At 48.8% G+C, this 15952-nt stretch carries 9 protein-coding genes; all 9 read left to right on the top strand.

Annotated elements, in window-relative coordinates; translation table 11 throughout:
- Positions 1–24: 24 nt before the first annotated feature.
- The 9 genes from G8759_RS36110 to G8759_RS32935 all read left to right on the top strand — a co-directional run bounded on the left by G8759_RS36110 (position 25) and on the right by G8759_RS32935 (position 15896).
- Positions 25–399, top strand: a complete 375-nt coding sequence (locus G8759_RS36110; RefSeq protein WP_232074046.1) for a hypothetical protein — start codon at positions 25–27, stop codon at positions 397–399.
- Positions 400–439: 40 nt separating this feature from the next.
- A complete protein-coding gene (locus tag G8759_RS32900; RefSeq protein WP_167217606.1) occupies positions 440–3847 on the top strand; it encodes a SusC/RagA family TonB-linked outer membrane protein in 3408 nt (1135 codons plus the stop codon).
- 22 nt (positions 3848–3869) lie between these two features.
- Positions 3870–5513: a SusD/RagB family nutrient-binding outer membrane lipoprotein gene (locus G8759_RS32905; RefSeq protein ID WP_167217608.1), complete on the top strand. Its 1644-nt coding sequence runs from the start codon at positions 3870–3872 to the stop codon at positions 5511–5513.
- Positions 5514–5608: 95 nt separating this feature from the next.
- Complete coding sequence (locus tag G8759_RS32910) at positions 5609–6877, top strand: hypothetical protein (RefSeq protein WP_167217610.1); 1269 nt, start codon at positions 5609–5611, stop codon at positions 6875–6877.
- A 75-nt stretch (positions 6878–6952) separates the two neighbouring features.
- Positions 6953–8326, top strand: coding sequence for a PhoPQ-activated pathogenicity-related family protein (locus G8759_RS32915; protein WP_167217612.1), 1374 nt, complete (start codon positions 6953–6955; stop codon positions 8324–8326).
- A gap of 352 nt (positions 8327–8678) precedes the next feature.
- Positions 8679–9365, top strand: coding sequence for an RNA polymerase sigma-70 factor (locus G8759_RS32920; RefSeq protein ID WP_167217614.1), 687 nt, complete (start codon positions 8679–8681; stop codon positions 9363–9365).
- Positions 9366–9422: 57 nt separating this feature from the next.
- On the top strand, positions 9423–10445 hold the full coding sequence (locus G8759_RS32925) for a FecR family protein (RefSeq protein ID WP_167217616.1): 1023 nt from the start codon (positions 9423–9425) through the stop codon (positions 10443–10445).
- A 333-nt stretch (positions 10446–10778) separates the two neighbouring features.
- Positions 10779–14273, top strand: coding sequence for a SusC/RagA family TonB-linked outer membrane protein (locus G8759_RS32930; protein ID WP_167217618.1), 3495 nt, complete (start codon positions 10779–10781; stop codon positions 14271–14273).
- A gap of 30 nt (positions 14274–14303) precedes the next feature.
- Positions 14304–15896, top strand: coding sequence for a RagB/SusD family nutrient uptake outer membrane protein (locus tag G8759_RS32935; RefSeq protein ID WP_167217620.1), 1593 nt, complete (start codon positions 14304–14306; stop codon positions 15894–15896).
- Positions 15897–15952: the final 56 nt, after the last annotated feature.

Raw genomic sequence — 15952 nt, forward strand, 5'->3', positions numbered from 1 at the left:
TTTACCCCAACGTTATGTCTACGTGTGGTACGGCTCCGGGCAAAAGTCCTGAATCTATTGACCACCGTTCCTTCACAAAAAAATAACTCATTTAGAGATAGTCCTTTAGCCACTATTGCCAGTACTATAGGCAAACGGGCTAAAGGACGTGGTGTAATGTCAAATCATGACAGTAGCTATCTAATTGAGCAACTACTCAAGAACAACCTGTCAAGTGCTGAACTTGACGCATTTCTGGCGGGCCTGCATAACGACGAAGCGATACAGGCCTATTCTGACGTACTGGAAACGTATTTCAATGAACTGCTGAAGCAAAACGAACATCAGCCTGAACCGGATAAGCAAACCTCAGGAAACAAAGGCATTCTGCCTGACTCCCTGAATAGTATGTACGACTAGTATCCTATAGATTTTTTGAACCTCTCATAACTGAACACGCATGAAACCAATGTCTACCTTTCAGTTGATTTTGAGGCACTCTCTAACCATCGCGTTGCTGGTAGGAGTATGCTTTGCACAGGCCAACGGAACTACCAAAAACAAACCGCCCAAAACCATTACCGGGACGGTTACACTAGCCACGAATAGTCAGCCGATTGCGGGAGCCAATATCCTGATCAAAGGCACCCAGACTGGATCGGTCACTGATCAGCGAGGCAATTATGCCATTTCTGTCAATAGTGACAATGCCGTACTTGTCTTCTCGTTTATCGGGCATAAAACGCAGGAAATTACGGTTGGCAACCAGTCGGTTATCAATGTTGAGCTGGTCGAAAATAACGAGGTACTGGGCGAAGTTGTCGTTACTGCCCTGGGCATTAAGCGGGAAGCTCGTTCGCTGGGCTATGCCGTCGGTGAAGTACAGGGAAAAGACCTTAGCCGGATTGCGCAGGAAAACGTTCTGAATTCACTGGCTGGTCGTGTACCGGGTGTGCAAATAAGCTCGACGGGGCCTTCGGGCTCGTCGGTCAGTATGATCATCCGGGGTGCCAAATCACTCAATACCGACAACCAGCCTTTGTTTGTCGTCGATGGTGTTCCGATTGCCAACTCGCTTAATAACGTCAGCCAGATTGGTAACGACAACCGCGTCGATTACGGCAATGCGATTTCCGACATCAATCCGGAAGATGTTGAAAATATATCCATCCTGAAAGGCCCGAGTGCGGCTGCCTTATATGGCTCTCGGGCGGGTAATGGCGTCGTGCTGATTACGACAAAGAGCGGCTCGAAGTCGCAGAAAATGACTGTTTCGCTGACCTCCAATACGGTATTTGATCAGCCCTATAAATACCTCAAGATGTCGAGCCAGTTTGCCACGGGCATTCTTCCGTTCACGCCGGATGCCAACCCCTACCCAGGTGGTATTCTGCAAATCGACGAAAGTTCGGCGGGTGGTGTAGGACCTGAGCTCGACAAAGGGTATAACGCGATCCAGTGGAATAGCCCGATTGGTTCCGATGGCAAGCCAATACCAACCCCACTTATTTCGCATCCGAACAATATTAAGGATTTCGTCCGGACGGGTATTACCAGCACTAACGGCGTATCGATCTCCAACAACTCCGAAAAAGTCACCTATCGGCTTTCGTATTCCAATATGAGCAGCCGGGGTATTGTTCCAAACTCGGATCTGTTCAAGAATACGCTGGCAATCAGTACCAATGTACGTGTCAGTAACAAACTGACCTTGAGCACTAACCTGGATTTCAGCCGTAACAACTCCAACAACCGGCCCGCTGGCGAACGGGGAACGAACCCATTGCAGTGGGCGTATGCTGTTGGGTCGCACATCAACATCAATGACCTGCGCGATTACTGGGTACCCGGCAAAGAGGGCCTGCAACAGAAATCACAAAGCATCGGCAACTACAACAACCCATACTTCCTGGCCTATGAAGTAAACAACAGTTATGTGCGGGATCGGGTATTTGGCAACCTCAGAGCCGAATGGCAGCTTACGCCCGAAATCAAATTGATGGGTCGTTATGCGCTGGATACCTACTCCGAACAGCGTGAAACCAAAATAGCCAAGAGTTACACCGGCGAGCCGAATGGAGCCTACGGTCTGATCAATCTGAAACGCTACGAACGGAATGCGGACTTCCTGGCCACCTATACCAAACGATTCAATGCGCTGAGCGTCGTGGTATCGGCCGGGGGAAACAATCGCTACTCGCAATCGTCGGATCTGAACAATAGTAGCAAAAACGGGGCTGGCCTGATAATTCCGGGCTTATATACCATTCAGAATATTGCGCCAAACAACCTTCAGTACAACAACTACCTGTATAAGAAGGCTATTTACAGCGCCTATGCGACTGCCAATCTGGGCTTTAAAGACATGATTTATCTGGACCTGACCGCCCGCAACGACTGGTCCAGCACACTGCCTGCCAATAATCGCTCCTATTTCTATCCGTCAGCATCGTTAAGCTTATTGCTCAACGAAATGGTCCATATTTCCAACAATGTCGATCTGTTTAAACTTCGGGCTGGGGTAGCTCAGGTTGGGAATGATGCCAATCCCTACAGTCTGTATCCTACGCTGGGCGATGCAGGTGCCTGGAATGGTGTAACACGCCTGTCGAAATCGGGAAGCATTCTCCTTCCTGATCTCAAACCCGAAATTGCGACCTCCTACGAAGTGGGTATCGACTACAACATGTTCCGGAATCGGCTCCGCTTTTCGGGAACGTATTACATGTCTGAAAACCGCAACCAGATTCTCCCCTCGCAGATTCCGTCCTCTTCGGGCTTTACGACCAAAAACATCAATGCCGGGCTGCTCGAAAGCCGGGGCGTCGAACTGTCGCTTGGCGGCACACTTGTCGACAAAGGCGGTCTGCGCTGGGACCTGACAACGAATTTCACCAAGAACACCACACGTATCAAAGAACTGGCCGAAGGCATACCCTATTATACCTTATGGACTGATGCTAAAGGAGGTGCCTGGACGTATGTTGGCGATAAAGTCGGTGATATCTACGATGCCGAGATTATTACGGTAACCGACCAGAAATCACCTTATTATGGCTATCCCATTTTAAACAACGATGGCTCCTGGCAAAGTAAGAGTGCTACAACGACCAAGAATAAAATCGGGAACTTCAACCCCAACTTTATCCTGGGTGCACAGAGTTCGCTTTCTTACAAAGGGTTCACACTCAACTTCTCGCTCGACTGGCGTTCTGGTGGTGATTTTGTATCGCAAACCTACCGGTACATGGAGTCGGATCTGCGTTCGCAGCGGTTTCTGGACAATCTGATCAATCCGGGTGGCCGGTCTGGCGATGAGCTCCGCAACTGGCTGGTCGCGAATCAGGATCAGTACATCAAAATCCACGGTAACTTTTTCCCGATTGTGGGCGGCCCAACGGCAGCTTATGGCGGTTATCCGTTTGAATTCGGTGGTAAATCGTATGCCTATGGTGTATTCAATCCGGGCGTTATCGCACAGTATGATTCGCAGGGTAACATCACGGGTTATACTGAAAACTTAGGCGGAGCAGGGACCAAAATCATTCCGTACGGCGATAATTATCCGTGGGATTTCACGCGGGCGGCCACGTTTGATGCCTCGTTCGTTAAACTCCGGGAAATTTCACTCGGCTACGACATTCCGGCTCGGTTCGTCAAATCGATTGGTCTGCAAAACGCTACCTTCTCGGTCTACAGCCGCAACATTATTTTGTGGACGGCCGCCAAAATCAACGTCGACCCCGAAATGGCCTTCCAGCCACAGGCTGGCCCTCAGGCTGGTACGCAGTTTAAGCAGGGTATTGAGCGCTACAACGTAACGCCCTGGACCATTCCGGTTGGGTTTAAACTTGGTCTCACGTTCTAAGAATTTTCTAACGAATTCAGTCATGAAAACTATAGTTATAAAGTACACCGCCTGCCTGGTTCTATTTGTGTCTTTCCTCTTTTCCTGTAAAGACCTGACCCAGTTGAACGTGAATCCCAATGGTGTTCAGCCCGAAACGGTGAACCCGAACCTGGTCATGCCTACCGTACTGACCGAAACCGGCAAAGCATTGGTAAACCTCGGCTTTCAGGACATTGCAGGGGTCGTACAGCACACCCAGAAAGATGCCTGGTTTAGCGGCCATAACGACTACGACTGGGGTGGCGACCAAAGCTGGACGGCTTATTACGATTTGCTCCGGAATAATGATTTGCTGTATCAGCGTTCAGTTGCGCTGAACATGGAATTTCAACAGGGGGTGGCACTGGTGATGAAATCGATGCTTTTCGGCCTGATTACCGATTTATGGGGCGATGCACCCTACACGAATGCACTGAAAGGTGAACAGGGGGGCGCTGACTTTATTACCCCGAAATATGACAGCCAGGAAGTGATTTATGCAGGTATTCTGGCCGATCTGGATAAAGCGAATACTTTATTATCGAAGCCGAAAGCCGCATATTCAAGCATTGTCGAAAGTGCCGATGTATACTACGCTGGCGATCCAGCCAAATGGCAGAAGCTGGCTAACTCATTAAAATTACGATATCTGATGCGGATTTCGGCCAAACAGCCCGATGTTGCCAAAGCAGGTATCGAGAAGATCGTAGCCACTCCCGCGCAATATCCAATCATCGATGATGCTTCCGCTGATGCAACGATGGCCTATGTTGGCAATAATTCTGGCGATGCCTGGCCATCAAACTCCGTATTTGACATTAGCGGCAGTAACTATCGTCGGATAAAAATGTGTTCGACACTGCTCAAACCCATGCAGGCAACCAGCGACCCCCGTCTGGCGCTCTGGGCCAAAAAAGTAGAAATCCCGCTGGTTGTCGATCCAAAACTTCCGGCTGGCACAGATAAGATCACAAACGGTATTCGCTACCTCTCACCCGACAAAGTTGGTACAACACCAATCGATACAGACCCGAATTACGTTGGTTTGCCGCCGAGTGCCTCGCAATTACCCTCGGGTTATAATTTCAATCCAACGCCCGGTCAGACGTCGGTTAATCCGCACGTTTCTTACCTGAATGAGATTTACACACAAGCCAAAGGTCCCCTGTTAAAAGCACGGCTGGTTTCGGCGGCAGAAGTCCAGTTTATTCTGGCCGAGGCTGCACAGAAAGGCTGGGCGGCTGGTGATGCGAAAACCCGATATGAAGCGGCCGTTAAAGCCTCCCTCACCGCCTGGGGCGTTACAAGTAGCTATAATGCCTTCATTGCTCAGAAAGGGGTTGCTTATGATGGTACCCTGGCGCAAATTATGGGGCAAAAATGGATTGCCAGCTGGACTAGCGCTACCGAAGCCTGGTTCGATTATCGCCGGACGGGTCTGCCTGCGCTAACGGCGGGTCCAGTGGCAAAGCGGAAAGTGCTGCCCCTTCGATTTTATTACATGCGGGATGAGCTAAACCTGAACAAAACTAATTCGGGAGTAGCCATTGAAAAACTTGAAACAACCGCCAACTCACAGGCCGACGGCAAAAACAGTGCCTGGTCAAAACAGTGGCTTGTTCAGGGAACAGGTAAACCCTGGTAATTGACTGTTTGTAAACCCTTGCCAACTTCCCGAAAGAGGCCGCACCCCGGTTTATTCTTTCGGGAAGTTTTAATCAGGCTCCTTTTCCCGTTTGTATGAAAAAGCTCTTTGTCACGCTGGCCGTTTTATGGTTTTATAGTCATGCGTTTGCCCAGGACTTTAAAGCGGGAGCTGCCGTCAGGCTGATTACACCAAATCCGCTATTACCTGTTTCGGGGGGTATCGGTACGCCTAAAAAAGCAGTCGAGAAAAAAGGGGAACTGTTTGTCAGAGCTTGTGTCATTGAAAAAGGGAGCACGCGCATTGCCATCGTCAGTGTCGATAACCTTGGCTGGCCTTCGGTATTAGGCAATAAATCAAGAGCGCTCATCAAGGGAATTCCACCCCAAAATATTCTGATCGGCTGTACGCATACCCACAGCGGACCCGATGCCTATGGGTTTCCCAACGAAAAAGGCGAATCATTTGCAGACCTGCCTTACCTGGATAAATGTGTGCAGGCGATTGCCGACGCCGTTAATGAAGCCATAACGAAATTAAGCCCGGCTACCTTAAAAGTCGCGGTCGGCGAAGCCAAAGGGCAGATCGCCTATAATTACTACGCGCCCGATTTGTATGACCCACGCTGCGGGGTTATTCAGGCCATTGCCACATCAGGAACCAATGCGGGCAAACCCATTGTCACACTGGTTAATTACGCCATTCATCCCGAAATAATTGGTTCAGGCCGGGGCATTCTCAGCCCCGATCTGTGTGGACCGCTCTACGATCGGATCGAATCGAAACAGGGTGGTGTAGCTATCTTCGTCAATAGTGCTCAGGGCGGAATGGTAACGGCCGATAATCGACGGGAAAACGCAAAAGAAGCCAATACATGGGAAGAATGCATTCGAATTGGTGAGTTACTGGCCGATGAAGCACTGCGCATTGTTGGCACGGCTGAAGCGCAAGCCAATCCGACACTTTTCTGCACCGCCCGACGAGTTACCTTCCCGATTGAGTCGGATGTGATGAAATATATCGTAAAGAATTCACCGCTGAAGTATGAAGTGGCTCCCGGCGACAAAGTTGTGGCTCAGGTCAATTTGCTCAACATCGGCACCGCGCAGATACTGACCATTCCGGGCGAAGCCTTACCGAACGTTGGCTATTATATCAAACGACACATGCACACCAGCGTGCCCTTGTTATTTGGCCTGACCAACGACGCCTTTGGTTATATGCTGACCAAAGTAGACTTCAAAAGTTTCAAGCGATACGATTACATCAGCCGAACCAGTCTAGGCGAAAACACCGCCGAGATTTATATGGATGAAGCGCTGAAATTAATTGCCGAGTCGCCCAAAGCCGATGGGTATAAATAGTATTTTAACCCAATAAGGTCTCAAAGACCTTATTGGGTTGATTTGGTTGGTCGTCACAGTAAACCCTAGCAATCAATGAAAAAGTACCTGTTAAAAACGCTTGCCCTTGTTGCCGTCATCAGCATTAGTACACTTTTCTCCTTTGATCTTCCGAAACCGGTTGATGGAATAACGCCGTCAACCGCCCTGGATAGCTATCTGAATAATGGCGACAAGGCATTTAAGTGGGAAGTTAAAGATACGTATAGCTACGGCGACATTACGGCGTATGAGGTATTGTTAACCTCCCAAAAATGGCGCGAATACACCTGGAAGCATCAATTGACTGTACTCGTTCCGAAAGAGGTAAAATACGATGGCGCCTTGCTGTTCATTACCGGCGGATCGATTAAAGATGGCGAACCACGCTGGAATGGCCGGGAAGACACGTTCAACCGGGCAATGAGTATGGCAGCCACAAAAAACAATGCGATCGTAGCCGTTCTTCGGCAGACGCCCAATCAGCCGTTATACGATGATCTTAAAGAAGATGCCCTGATCTCTTACACTCTGCATCAGTTTAAAAAAGACGGTGACTATTCCTGGCCTTTACTTTTCCCGATGGTAAAAAGTGCCGTTCGGGCTATGGATGCCGTGCAGGCTCTAGCCAAAGAGACGCTTCATAAAGACGTGAATCGCTTTGTGGTTTCGGGAGCTTCCAAACGCGGCTGGACCACCTGGCTAACGGGTGCGAGTGACAAACGGGCCGTTGCTATTGCCCCAATGGTGATCGACGTTCTGAATATGCCGGTCAATCTCGACTATCAGATGAAAATCTGGAATAAATACAGTGAACAAATTGAAGACTATGTAAAGCTGGGTATTCCACAAACGGTTCACAGTAAAGAAGGCAGTGCGGTTACCGAGATGATCGACCCTTACTCATACCGAAAAAAGTTAACCATGCCGAAAATGCTGTTTATGGGGACCAACGATGAGTACTGGACTGTCGATGCGGTGAAGCATTATATTGGCCAGATTCCCGGAGAAAATTTTATTCATTACGTTCCTAATGTGGGCCACGATCTGGGCGACAAGCGGCAGGCGCTGGAAGCGCTGAGCGCTTTTTTTGGAAACACCCTGGCCAAACAACCTTATCCGGCCTGCCAATGGGCCGTATCCACGACAAAAAAAGGCGTAGACCTCACAATAACCGCCACATCTGACAAGCTGGAAGACGTTACGATCTGGTCAGCGAATTCTACCGACATGATTTTCCAGGATGAAAAATGGGAAGGCAAAAGCCTGGGTATCAAAAATAAAGGAAGCTTTTCGGTAAGCGAAGCCTATCCGGCATCGGGTTACCGGGCGTTTTACATTGATTTGAAGTATAAAGTACCAACGGGCGGTACATACACTGAAAGCACCCGAATGTTTCTGACCGACAACGATGAGATTTTCCTGAAATAAGGCTAGTTACCTTCTCTTTACCAGTCGATGATTGACTAGTAATAGAGGTCAATATGCACCCGTTAAGTCGTTTTATTTCTTCATGATCGACGGCCTATGCTTTTTTAGTATAGGCCGTTTGCTTATAGGAGAAATGTCCGAAATGGCTTACCAATTTGGCAATCCCATCAACTACCAAACTGCGTAGGTGCCAATTCTGGGAAAGAAACAAAATGGGCTACACTGTCAGATTACACACTTTTTTGGGTTTATTTTAGAAAAATTTAAAATCCACTAAGGGGGTTTTAAAAAAATGTTGTCTTGTATAGTATACGATTGACTTTTTGGCGACTCGTTAAATTAGTCACAGGCTATGCAAATTCGTCCACTGATCGATTTGGATCAACAAAATCAGGCAAACATTACCATTCGGCATTCGTCCAACCCAAATGTCGAGCCCATGGACGCGACACCGGATCGTAACGATACTGAACTCTTTATTCGGCGAGCCTTTGCCGAAAGTCCTCAACGGGGATGCGAACTGCTTTTTCGTCGATATCATCAGGCCCTGTGCAGTCATGCCGTACGGTTTGTGTATTCAAAAGAGACGGCGGAAGATCTGGTCAGTGACGTATTCTGTAAATTCTGGAAAACCAAAGCCTACGAAAGCGTTACGTCGTCGTTCCGTTATTATTTGTTTCGCAGCGTTCGTAACGAAGCCTACAACTACCTCCGATTAGAATTTCAGGAGCTGGACAATATAGAAACGGCAGAGACACAGGAAGGGCAGTTCAGCCAGCGCCCCGACCAGGTTCTTCAGTACGAAGAAGTCGTTCACCGCATCGAAGATCTGGTCGAATCCCTGCCACCCCAGTGCCGCAAAGTGTTCTTACTGAGCCGATTTGAAGGCCGGAAATACCAGGACATTGCCACGGAATTAGGCATCTCTATAAAAACCGTTGAGGTCCACATTGTCAAAGCCCTCAGTATTGTCAGAAAAGGATTAAAAGACCACTGGCTCCTGGTTATAGTGGCCGTCTGGCGTCTGCTCCCATTCTAATTTCTGACAGGGCAGTTTGCCAAAAGCTATCGATCAATCATCAACCGGATACACGCCATGGAATCAGAAATCAATAAAGAGCTGATATTTAATCACTTCGCCCGAAAATCCTCTCCCCTCCAACGCGAACTGATTGCGCATTGGCTTCGCGAAAAAGCCAATGAAGAACAATACTACGAATGGCTGGAAGAGTGGGAAAACAGGAACCCTCAATATTTGACTAAGCCGGAATTAACCCTTCACCGATATACCACTTTTTTAGAAGAGAACCCACATGTAGAAGAAGCCAATACACCTACGCATACGCCCGGCCTGTCGGTTTCAAATCGTTGGGGCAGAGGGCATTGGCTGGTAGCGGCCTCTACCCTACTCCTGCTTAGTATTGGCCTGATCCTGTTTCGTAATCAGATTCTGTATCAAACCTACGAAACAGCGTTGGGAGAAACCCGTTCGCTCAATTTGCCCGATGGAAGCGTTGTCAGGCTCAATGCGAACTCCTCGTTGCGGGTTCCCCGGTGGGGATTTGGCCACAAAACCCGCGAAGTGCTGCTCACGGGCGAGGCCAATTTCTCCGTTACGCATTCGCCCGATTCACAGAAGTTTATCGTGAAAACAGCGAAGAATTTTGAAGTAGTCGTGCTGGGTACCGAGTTTACTGTTTTTGCGCGAAAACGCAGAGCTAAAGTGGTGCTGAATAAGGGCAAAGTTCAGCTTCAGTATCAGGAAGGAAGAACGGAAAAACAGGTAACGATGAAGCCGGGTGATCTGGTGACACTCGATCCACAGAACCACCTTGCCCTGAAAACCCTGAAGCAATCTCAATTGCACCCGGCCTGGGTCAATCCTGCCAGCGAGGAGAAGCGATTTGTATTCGAGGAAGCCACTTTAGAAGAAGTGGCCTATCTGCTCGAAGAAAATTACGGATTGCAGGTCGACATTACCGATAAGGAACTGGCCGGGCGGGTACTCATGGGTTCGTTTCGCGCCGACAATGTCGATCAGCTTTTGCTGTCCATTTCCGAACTGTTAGACATCAATGTTATCCGGCAGGGTAATCATGTTCAAATCAAGGACAAATAGGGAAATCCATGTAAAGCCTTTAGGCTCATCGAGATGCATTTTCAATGCGCCAATCAGCCTGCAAATAACAGTCATACTCGATAGACTATTAGACAAACTCCTGATTGTCAATTTTTTAACTTTTTCTTGGAAAAGAAAAATCGCTTACAAAACTTTGCCCACCAATTAATAGTACTACTGTGCTGTCGCCAATTTCGTTGTGTTCTCTACGATGTTCTTCTTTACCGAATAGGGTAGCCCGTTGCCAGGATACGTTCAATTTATGAGCGATCTGTTACCCATCCGATCATGTCCAGTTTATGGACCACTAATCCATTTTCTACTTTTACTCTGATGACAAATCTTTTACGAAAAGTCTCCCATGTAAGCCTACTGTCAATGTTATTGCTTGTCGGGCTTCAACCAGGCTGGTCGCAGTCGATTGCACTGGCCAGTCATGTTCAGCAGAAGCAATCTGACGATACCAGAGTCTCTAGCCGTCAGCTAAAAGATGTGCTCAATGACTTAAAAACTCAGTATGGCGTCAATATTATGTTTGAACTGCGGACGGTAGAAGGAATTTCTGTTTTACCAGAAACTCTCAGTTCGAAAAAAACGCTCGAAAAAAACCTGGAAAGCCTGTTGCGACCGCTGGGTTTACACTACAAAAAAGTAAACAGCAATTCGTATCTGGTTCTGGGCGAAAAGAAAGCTAAAAAAGTGGCTTTTTTCGACAATCAGCTTCCAGAGTCATCGCCTAATCAGGAGCAGCATCCGCTGGCTGATGCCCCTGCCAAAACATCAGCGACTACGGTTCTGGCGGTTATCAAAACGGAAATTGCAGCAGACCCCATTACAGGTACCGTGAAGAGTCAAACGGGGGAGACATTACCCGGCATTAACGTTGTCATTAAGAATACATCCAAAGGGACCAGTACTGACGCCAACGGAAAGTATTCGATTGACGCGCCCGCCAATGCCATACTGGTTTTTTCGGGTATTGGTTTCGCGACTCAGGAAGTACCCGTGAATGGCCGCAGTCGACTGGACATTTCACTGGCCGCTGACAATAAGCAGCTCGACGAAGTGGTGGTGGTTGGTTATGGCACTCAGAAACGCAACAGCCTGACCAATGCAGTGTCTCAGATTGGGGCGGAAGAAATTGCCCGTCGGCCGGTTTCCAATATCCAGCAGTCATTACAGGGGCAATTGCCGGGGGTTACGGTACTGGACCAGGGTGGATCGCCCGGCCGCTCCAACACAGCCATTCGCGTTCGCGGCATAACCACTTTCAATATAAACGGCATCAGCAACACAGCCGGCACTAATAACGGCACCGGTGGCTATGATATGAGTAAGAATGATGCTTTGGTGATCGTCGACGGCATTGAGCAGCGATTGGCTGACATTAATCCAGATGATATTGAGACAGTTACGATTTTAAAAGATGCCGCATCCACCGCCATTTACGGATCACGGGCCACAAATGGGGTTGTGCTGGTGACGACCAAACGGGCTAAAGGCAGCAAAGTTCAGGTTGAATACAATGGCTATTATGCCAGTCAGAATTCCATTAATAAACCGCACATGATGGGTCTGGAAGACTACATGCGGATGCAGGTAGCAGCCTATACGAACGCGGGATCACCCCTACCCGCCCGCTTTACGGAACAGTCTATTCAGGCGTATATCACGGCTACCGATCGCGAGAAATATCCACTCCCCAATACCTGGTTCCAAACCGTTCTCCATTCCGCTCCGCAGCAGAATCATACACTGGCCGTATCGGGTGGCAACGAAGCGATACGGACCCGGTTGAGCCTGCGGTATCAGGATCAGGCGGGTATTATCACGCATTATGGTAGCAAAATCGGGGAGATTCGCTTGAATACAGATTATACGATTTCGCCAAAACTGCGCGTCAGTGGGGATATTAACTACCGCTACAACTATTCACAGGCGCCCACCGTTGATCCCGTCAATTTCTTTCTGCATGGTTCGCTCTGGGCCGTCCCGAAATATGCCGATGGCACCTATGGCTTAAGCACCCAGGGGAATAACCCCCTGATGTATGCCGAAATTGGTGGTGATTCAAAGCGATCGACCGATTATCTGGCGGGTTATGTCAAGGGCGAGTGGGAAATCACGGATGGCTTGACCTTCTCGACCCAGATTGCGGGACGGGGCTTTTTTACCCAGGAAAAGAACTTTGGCAATTCATATGTCAACTTCGATAAGAATGCCAACGTAACAAAAACTGTAGCGAATAATACCCTGAACGAAGTACGGAATACGTTGCGGGAGTATACCCTGATCAATCTGCTTACCTATGAGCGCCGATTTGGCGACCACAATGTCAAGGCGCTCCTGGGCTATTCGCAGATTGGGAATACACAGACTTTTTTGACCGCCTACCGCGAACGGTTTTATAACAACGATATTCAATCGATTGGCCAGGGGGCGAATGATGGCACAAAGAGCAATTCAGGAAACGATGCGCTTTATGGCTTACGATCTTATTTCGGGCGGCTCAACTACGATTACAACGGAAAATATCTGGTTGAAGTGAATGGCCGCTACGACGGTTCTTCCAAGTTTACCGGCGAAAAACAGTATAGTTTCTTCCCTTCGTTCTCGGCTGGCTGGCGTCTCTCAAAAGAGAATTTCTGGCAGGGTCTGCAAAAAACAGTGAATGACCTTAAGGTGAGAGGTTCCTGGGGCATAACGGGCAACCAGTCGGTGAATCTGTACAGTTATTATGCCTCGCTCGCAGCCAGTGGTTATGACTTTAACGGAGCCGCCGTACAAGGCTATCGCCAGACAACGCTGGCCAACACAAATCTGGGCTGGGAGTCGACAACTCAGCTTGATTTAGGCTTAGATGCCTCTTTTCTGCGAGGGCGCGTGAACTTGACCGTCGACTACTACCGGAAAGTCACGAACGATATTCTATTGAATCTGGATATTCCGGCCACGGTGGGTCTAATTGCCCCTCCTCAAAACGCCGGTTCTGTTGAAAACAAAGGATGGGAGTTTAGCCTGAACTACCGGGGGGCTAAAAATGCATCGGGTTTTCAATATAATCTGGGCGGCAATTTCAGCATAAACGAAAACAAAGTCATCGACCTGAAAGGGACGGGCCCATACATTATAGGCTCGGATATTGATCCGCGCTACATCATTGCCGTTGGGCTGCCCATTAACACCCTGTGGGGCTACCGAACCGATGGCTTATTTCAGACGCAGCAACAGATTACCGAATACAAGGCCACCTATGCAGCCAACACCAAACCCGGTGACGTGAAGTATATCGATGCCAATGGCGATGGCAAGATCGATGCCAATGATATGACCAACATTGGTAATACATTTCCTAAATTCACATTTGGCCTTAATTCAAATTTCTCATTCCGGAACGTTGAACTGAATCTGTTATTCCAGGGTGCAGCCAAAGTCGATACCCGCCTGGCAGGTGCCTTAGCCGAAATGGGCAATCAGGAAGGTTTTACTCACTCGCTTTACACCAATAATTACTGGACACCCGATCATACAGATGCCCGTTTCCCAAGGCCGCTGAAGTTTGATTTACGGAACGTAGCCACTTCCGATCGGTTAATTATCGATGGATCGTATGTACGGCTCAAGAATATTCAGCTGGCCTATTCGCTTCCAGCCGCCATTGCCAATAAGGTGCGGTTAAACCGGATTCGGACCTACGTGTCGGCCACAAACGTGTTCACTATTTCGAAGTTGAATGAGTGGAATCTGGACCCGGAAGCCGGATCTGGCCGGGCGGTTTATTATCCGCAAACAGCGCTGTATACACTCGGGCTCAATCTACAATTCTAACCTCACCCACCTCATCTCGCATCGAAAGTCATGAAACGAACACATATTCTCCTCTCTTTCTTACTGGTTGCCTCAGGCCTGCTCCTTACCGCCTGCGACCGGGAACTATTAGAGACCATTCCGAACGACCGTTTGTCGGAAAGCCTATTCTGGAAAACCGAGAACGATGCCCGGCTGGCGGCAAATTCGCTGTATACCGATCTCGACAGCACCAACATTATCAGTTGGGATGCCATGACCGATATTGCCCATACCAACCAGCCTTTCGACGTACAGGCTTATGTGGAGTTGGGTCAGTATGATGCAACCAGTTCGAAGGTTTTCGGCGAATGGGCAAAAGCCTACAAAGGAGTTCGGGCCTGCAATTATTTTCTGGAGAATGTCGATAAGGTTGTCACCACAAATACCGCGCTCATCAATCAATTTAAAGGAGAAGCGAAAGCATTGCGGGCTTATCAATACCTTAAACTAGCCAGTCTTTTTGGGGATGTTCCGTTAGTCACTACCGCCATTTCACTCGACGACAGTCGCGCTCTGACTCGAACGCCCATTGCCCAGGTATGGGATTTTGTCGATAAAGAACTTAGCGATGCCGCCGGTCTCCTGCCAACAACCTACGCGGCTGCCGACAAAGGCCGGATTACCAAAGGAGCCGCTATTGGCCTTCGGGCGCGGGCAAACCTGCTGGCGGGCCGCTATCAGCAGGCTGCTGATGCTGCCGATCAGGTCATGAAACTGGGAATCTATGGTTTGAACGACAGTTATGAAAAACTGTTTTCCTACGCAGCCGAAAACAATAAGGAAGTGCTGCTGGATCGGCAATTCATTAAAGATACCTACCCAGTCAACACTTTTAGTCTGTTGGGCCCCTACAGTCAGAAAAGCGCCAATAGTACCTATGTTCCGACCAAAGCGCTGGTCGATATGTACGAAACTACAGCGGGTAAACTAATAACCGATCCATCAAGCGGCTACGACCCAGCCAATCCATATGCCAACCGTGATCCCCGGCTTCGGTTTTCCAATTTTCTAACGGGCGATCCCTTACCGAGTGGCATTACCTTTCGCCCTGAACCTACTAGTGGCACCGCCGATGCCGTCGGGAATACATACATTGCGTCGACGACCGGATTTAACATTAAGAAATACGTCAATGCAGAGGATTACGCAAACCCGGCCAACAACGGTATCAACATTATTTTACTTCGATATGCCGAAATTCTGTTGATATATGCCGAAGCTAAAATTGAATTGAATCAACTGGATGCCAGCGTACTAACAGCAATCAATACCGTCCGAAATGGCCGGACCGATGTAAAACAACCGTCCATCAGCAGTACCGCTACTCAGGCGGAATTGCGTACAATTGTCCGTCGGGAGAGAGCCGTTGAACTGGCCTTTGAAGGGGCACGGCTTTTTGATATCCGTCGGTGGAAAATCGCCGAAACTGTTGTACCAGGGCCTGTTTATGGCATTACCTACAAAGCAGCCAATGGGGCGTTAACAACCGTGGAGGTTGTGGCCGTCAACCGAACCTTCGACAAATCGCGGCATTACCTGTGGCCAATTCCGCAGAAGGAACGGAATCTGACCCCCACGCTTTCACAGAATCCCGGCTGGTAATAAGCCAACTTCCCGAAAGCGTTGGCCTTTCGGGAAGTTTTCTAAAACGACTTATG

This window comes from Spirosoma aureum, assembly GCF_011604685.1.
In the GTDB taxonomy this organism is placed as follows: Bacteria; Bacteroidota; Bacteroidia; order Cytophagales; family Spirosomataceae; genus Spirosoma; species Spirosoma aureum.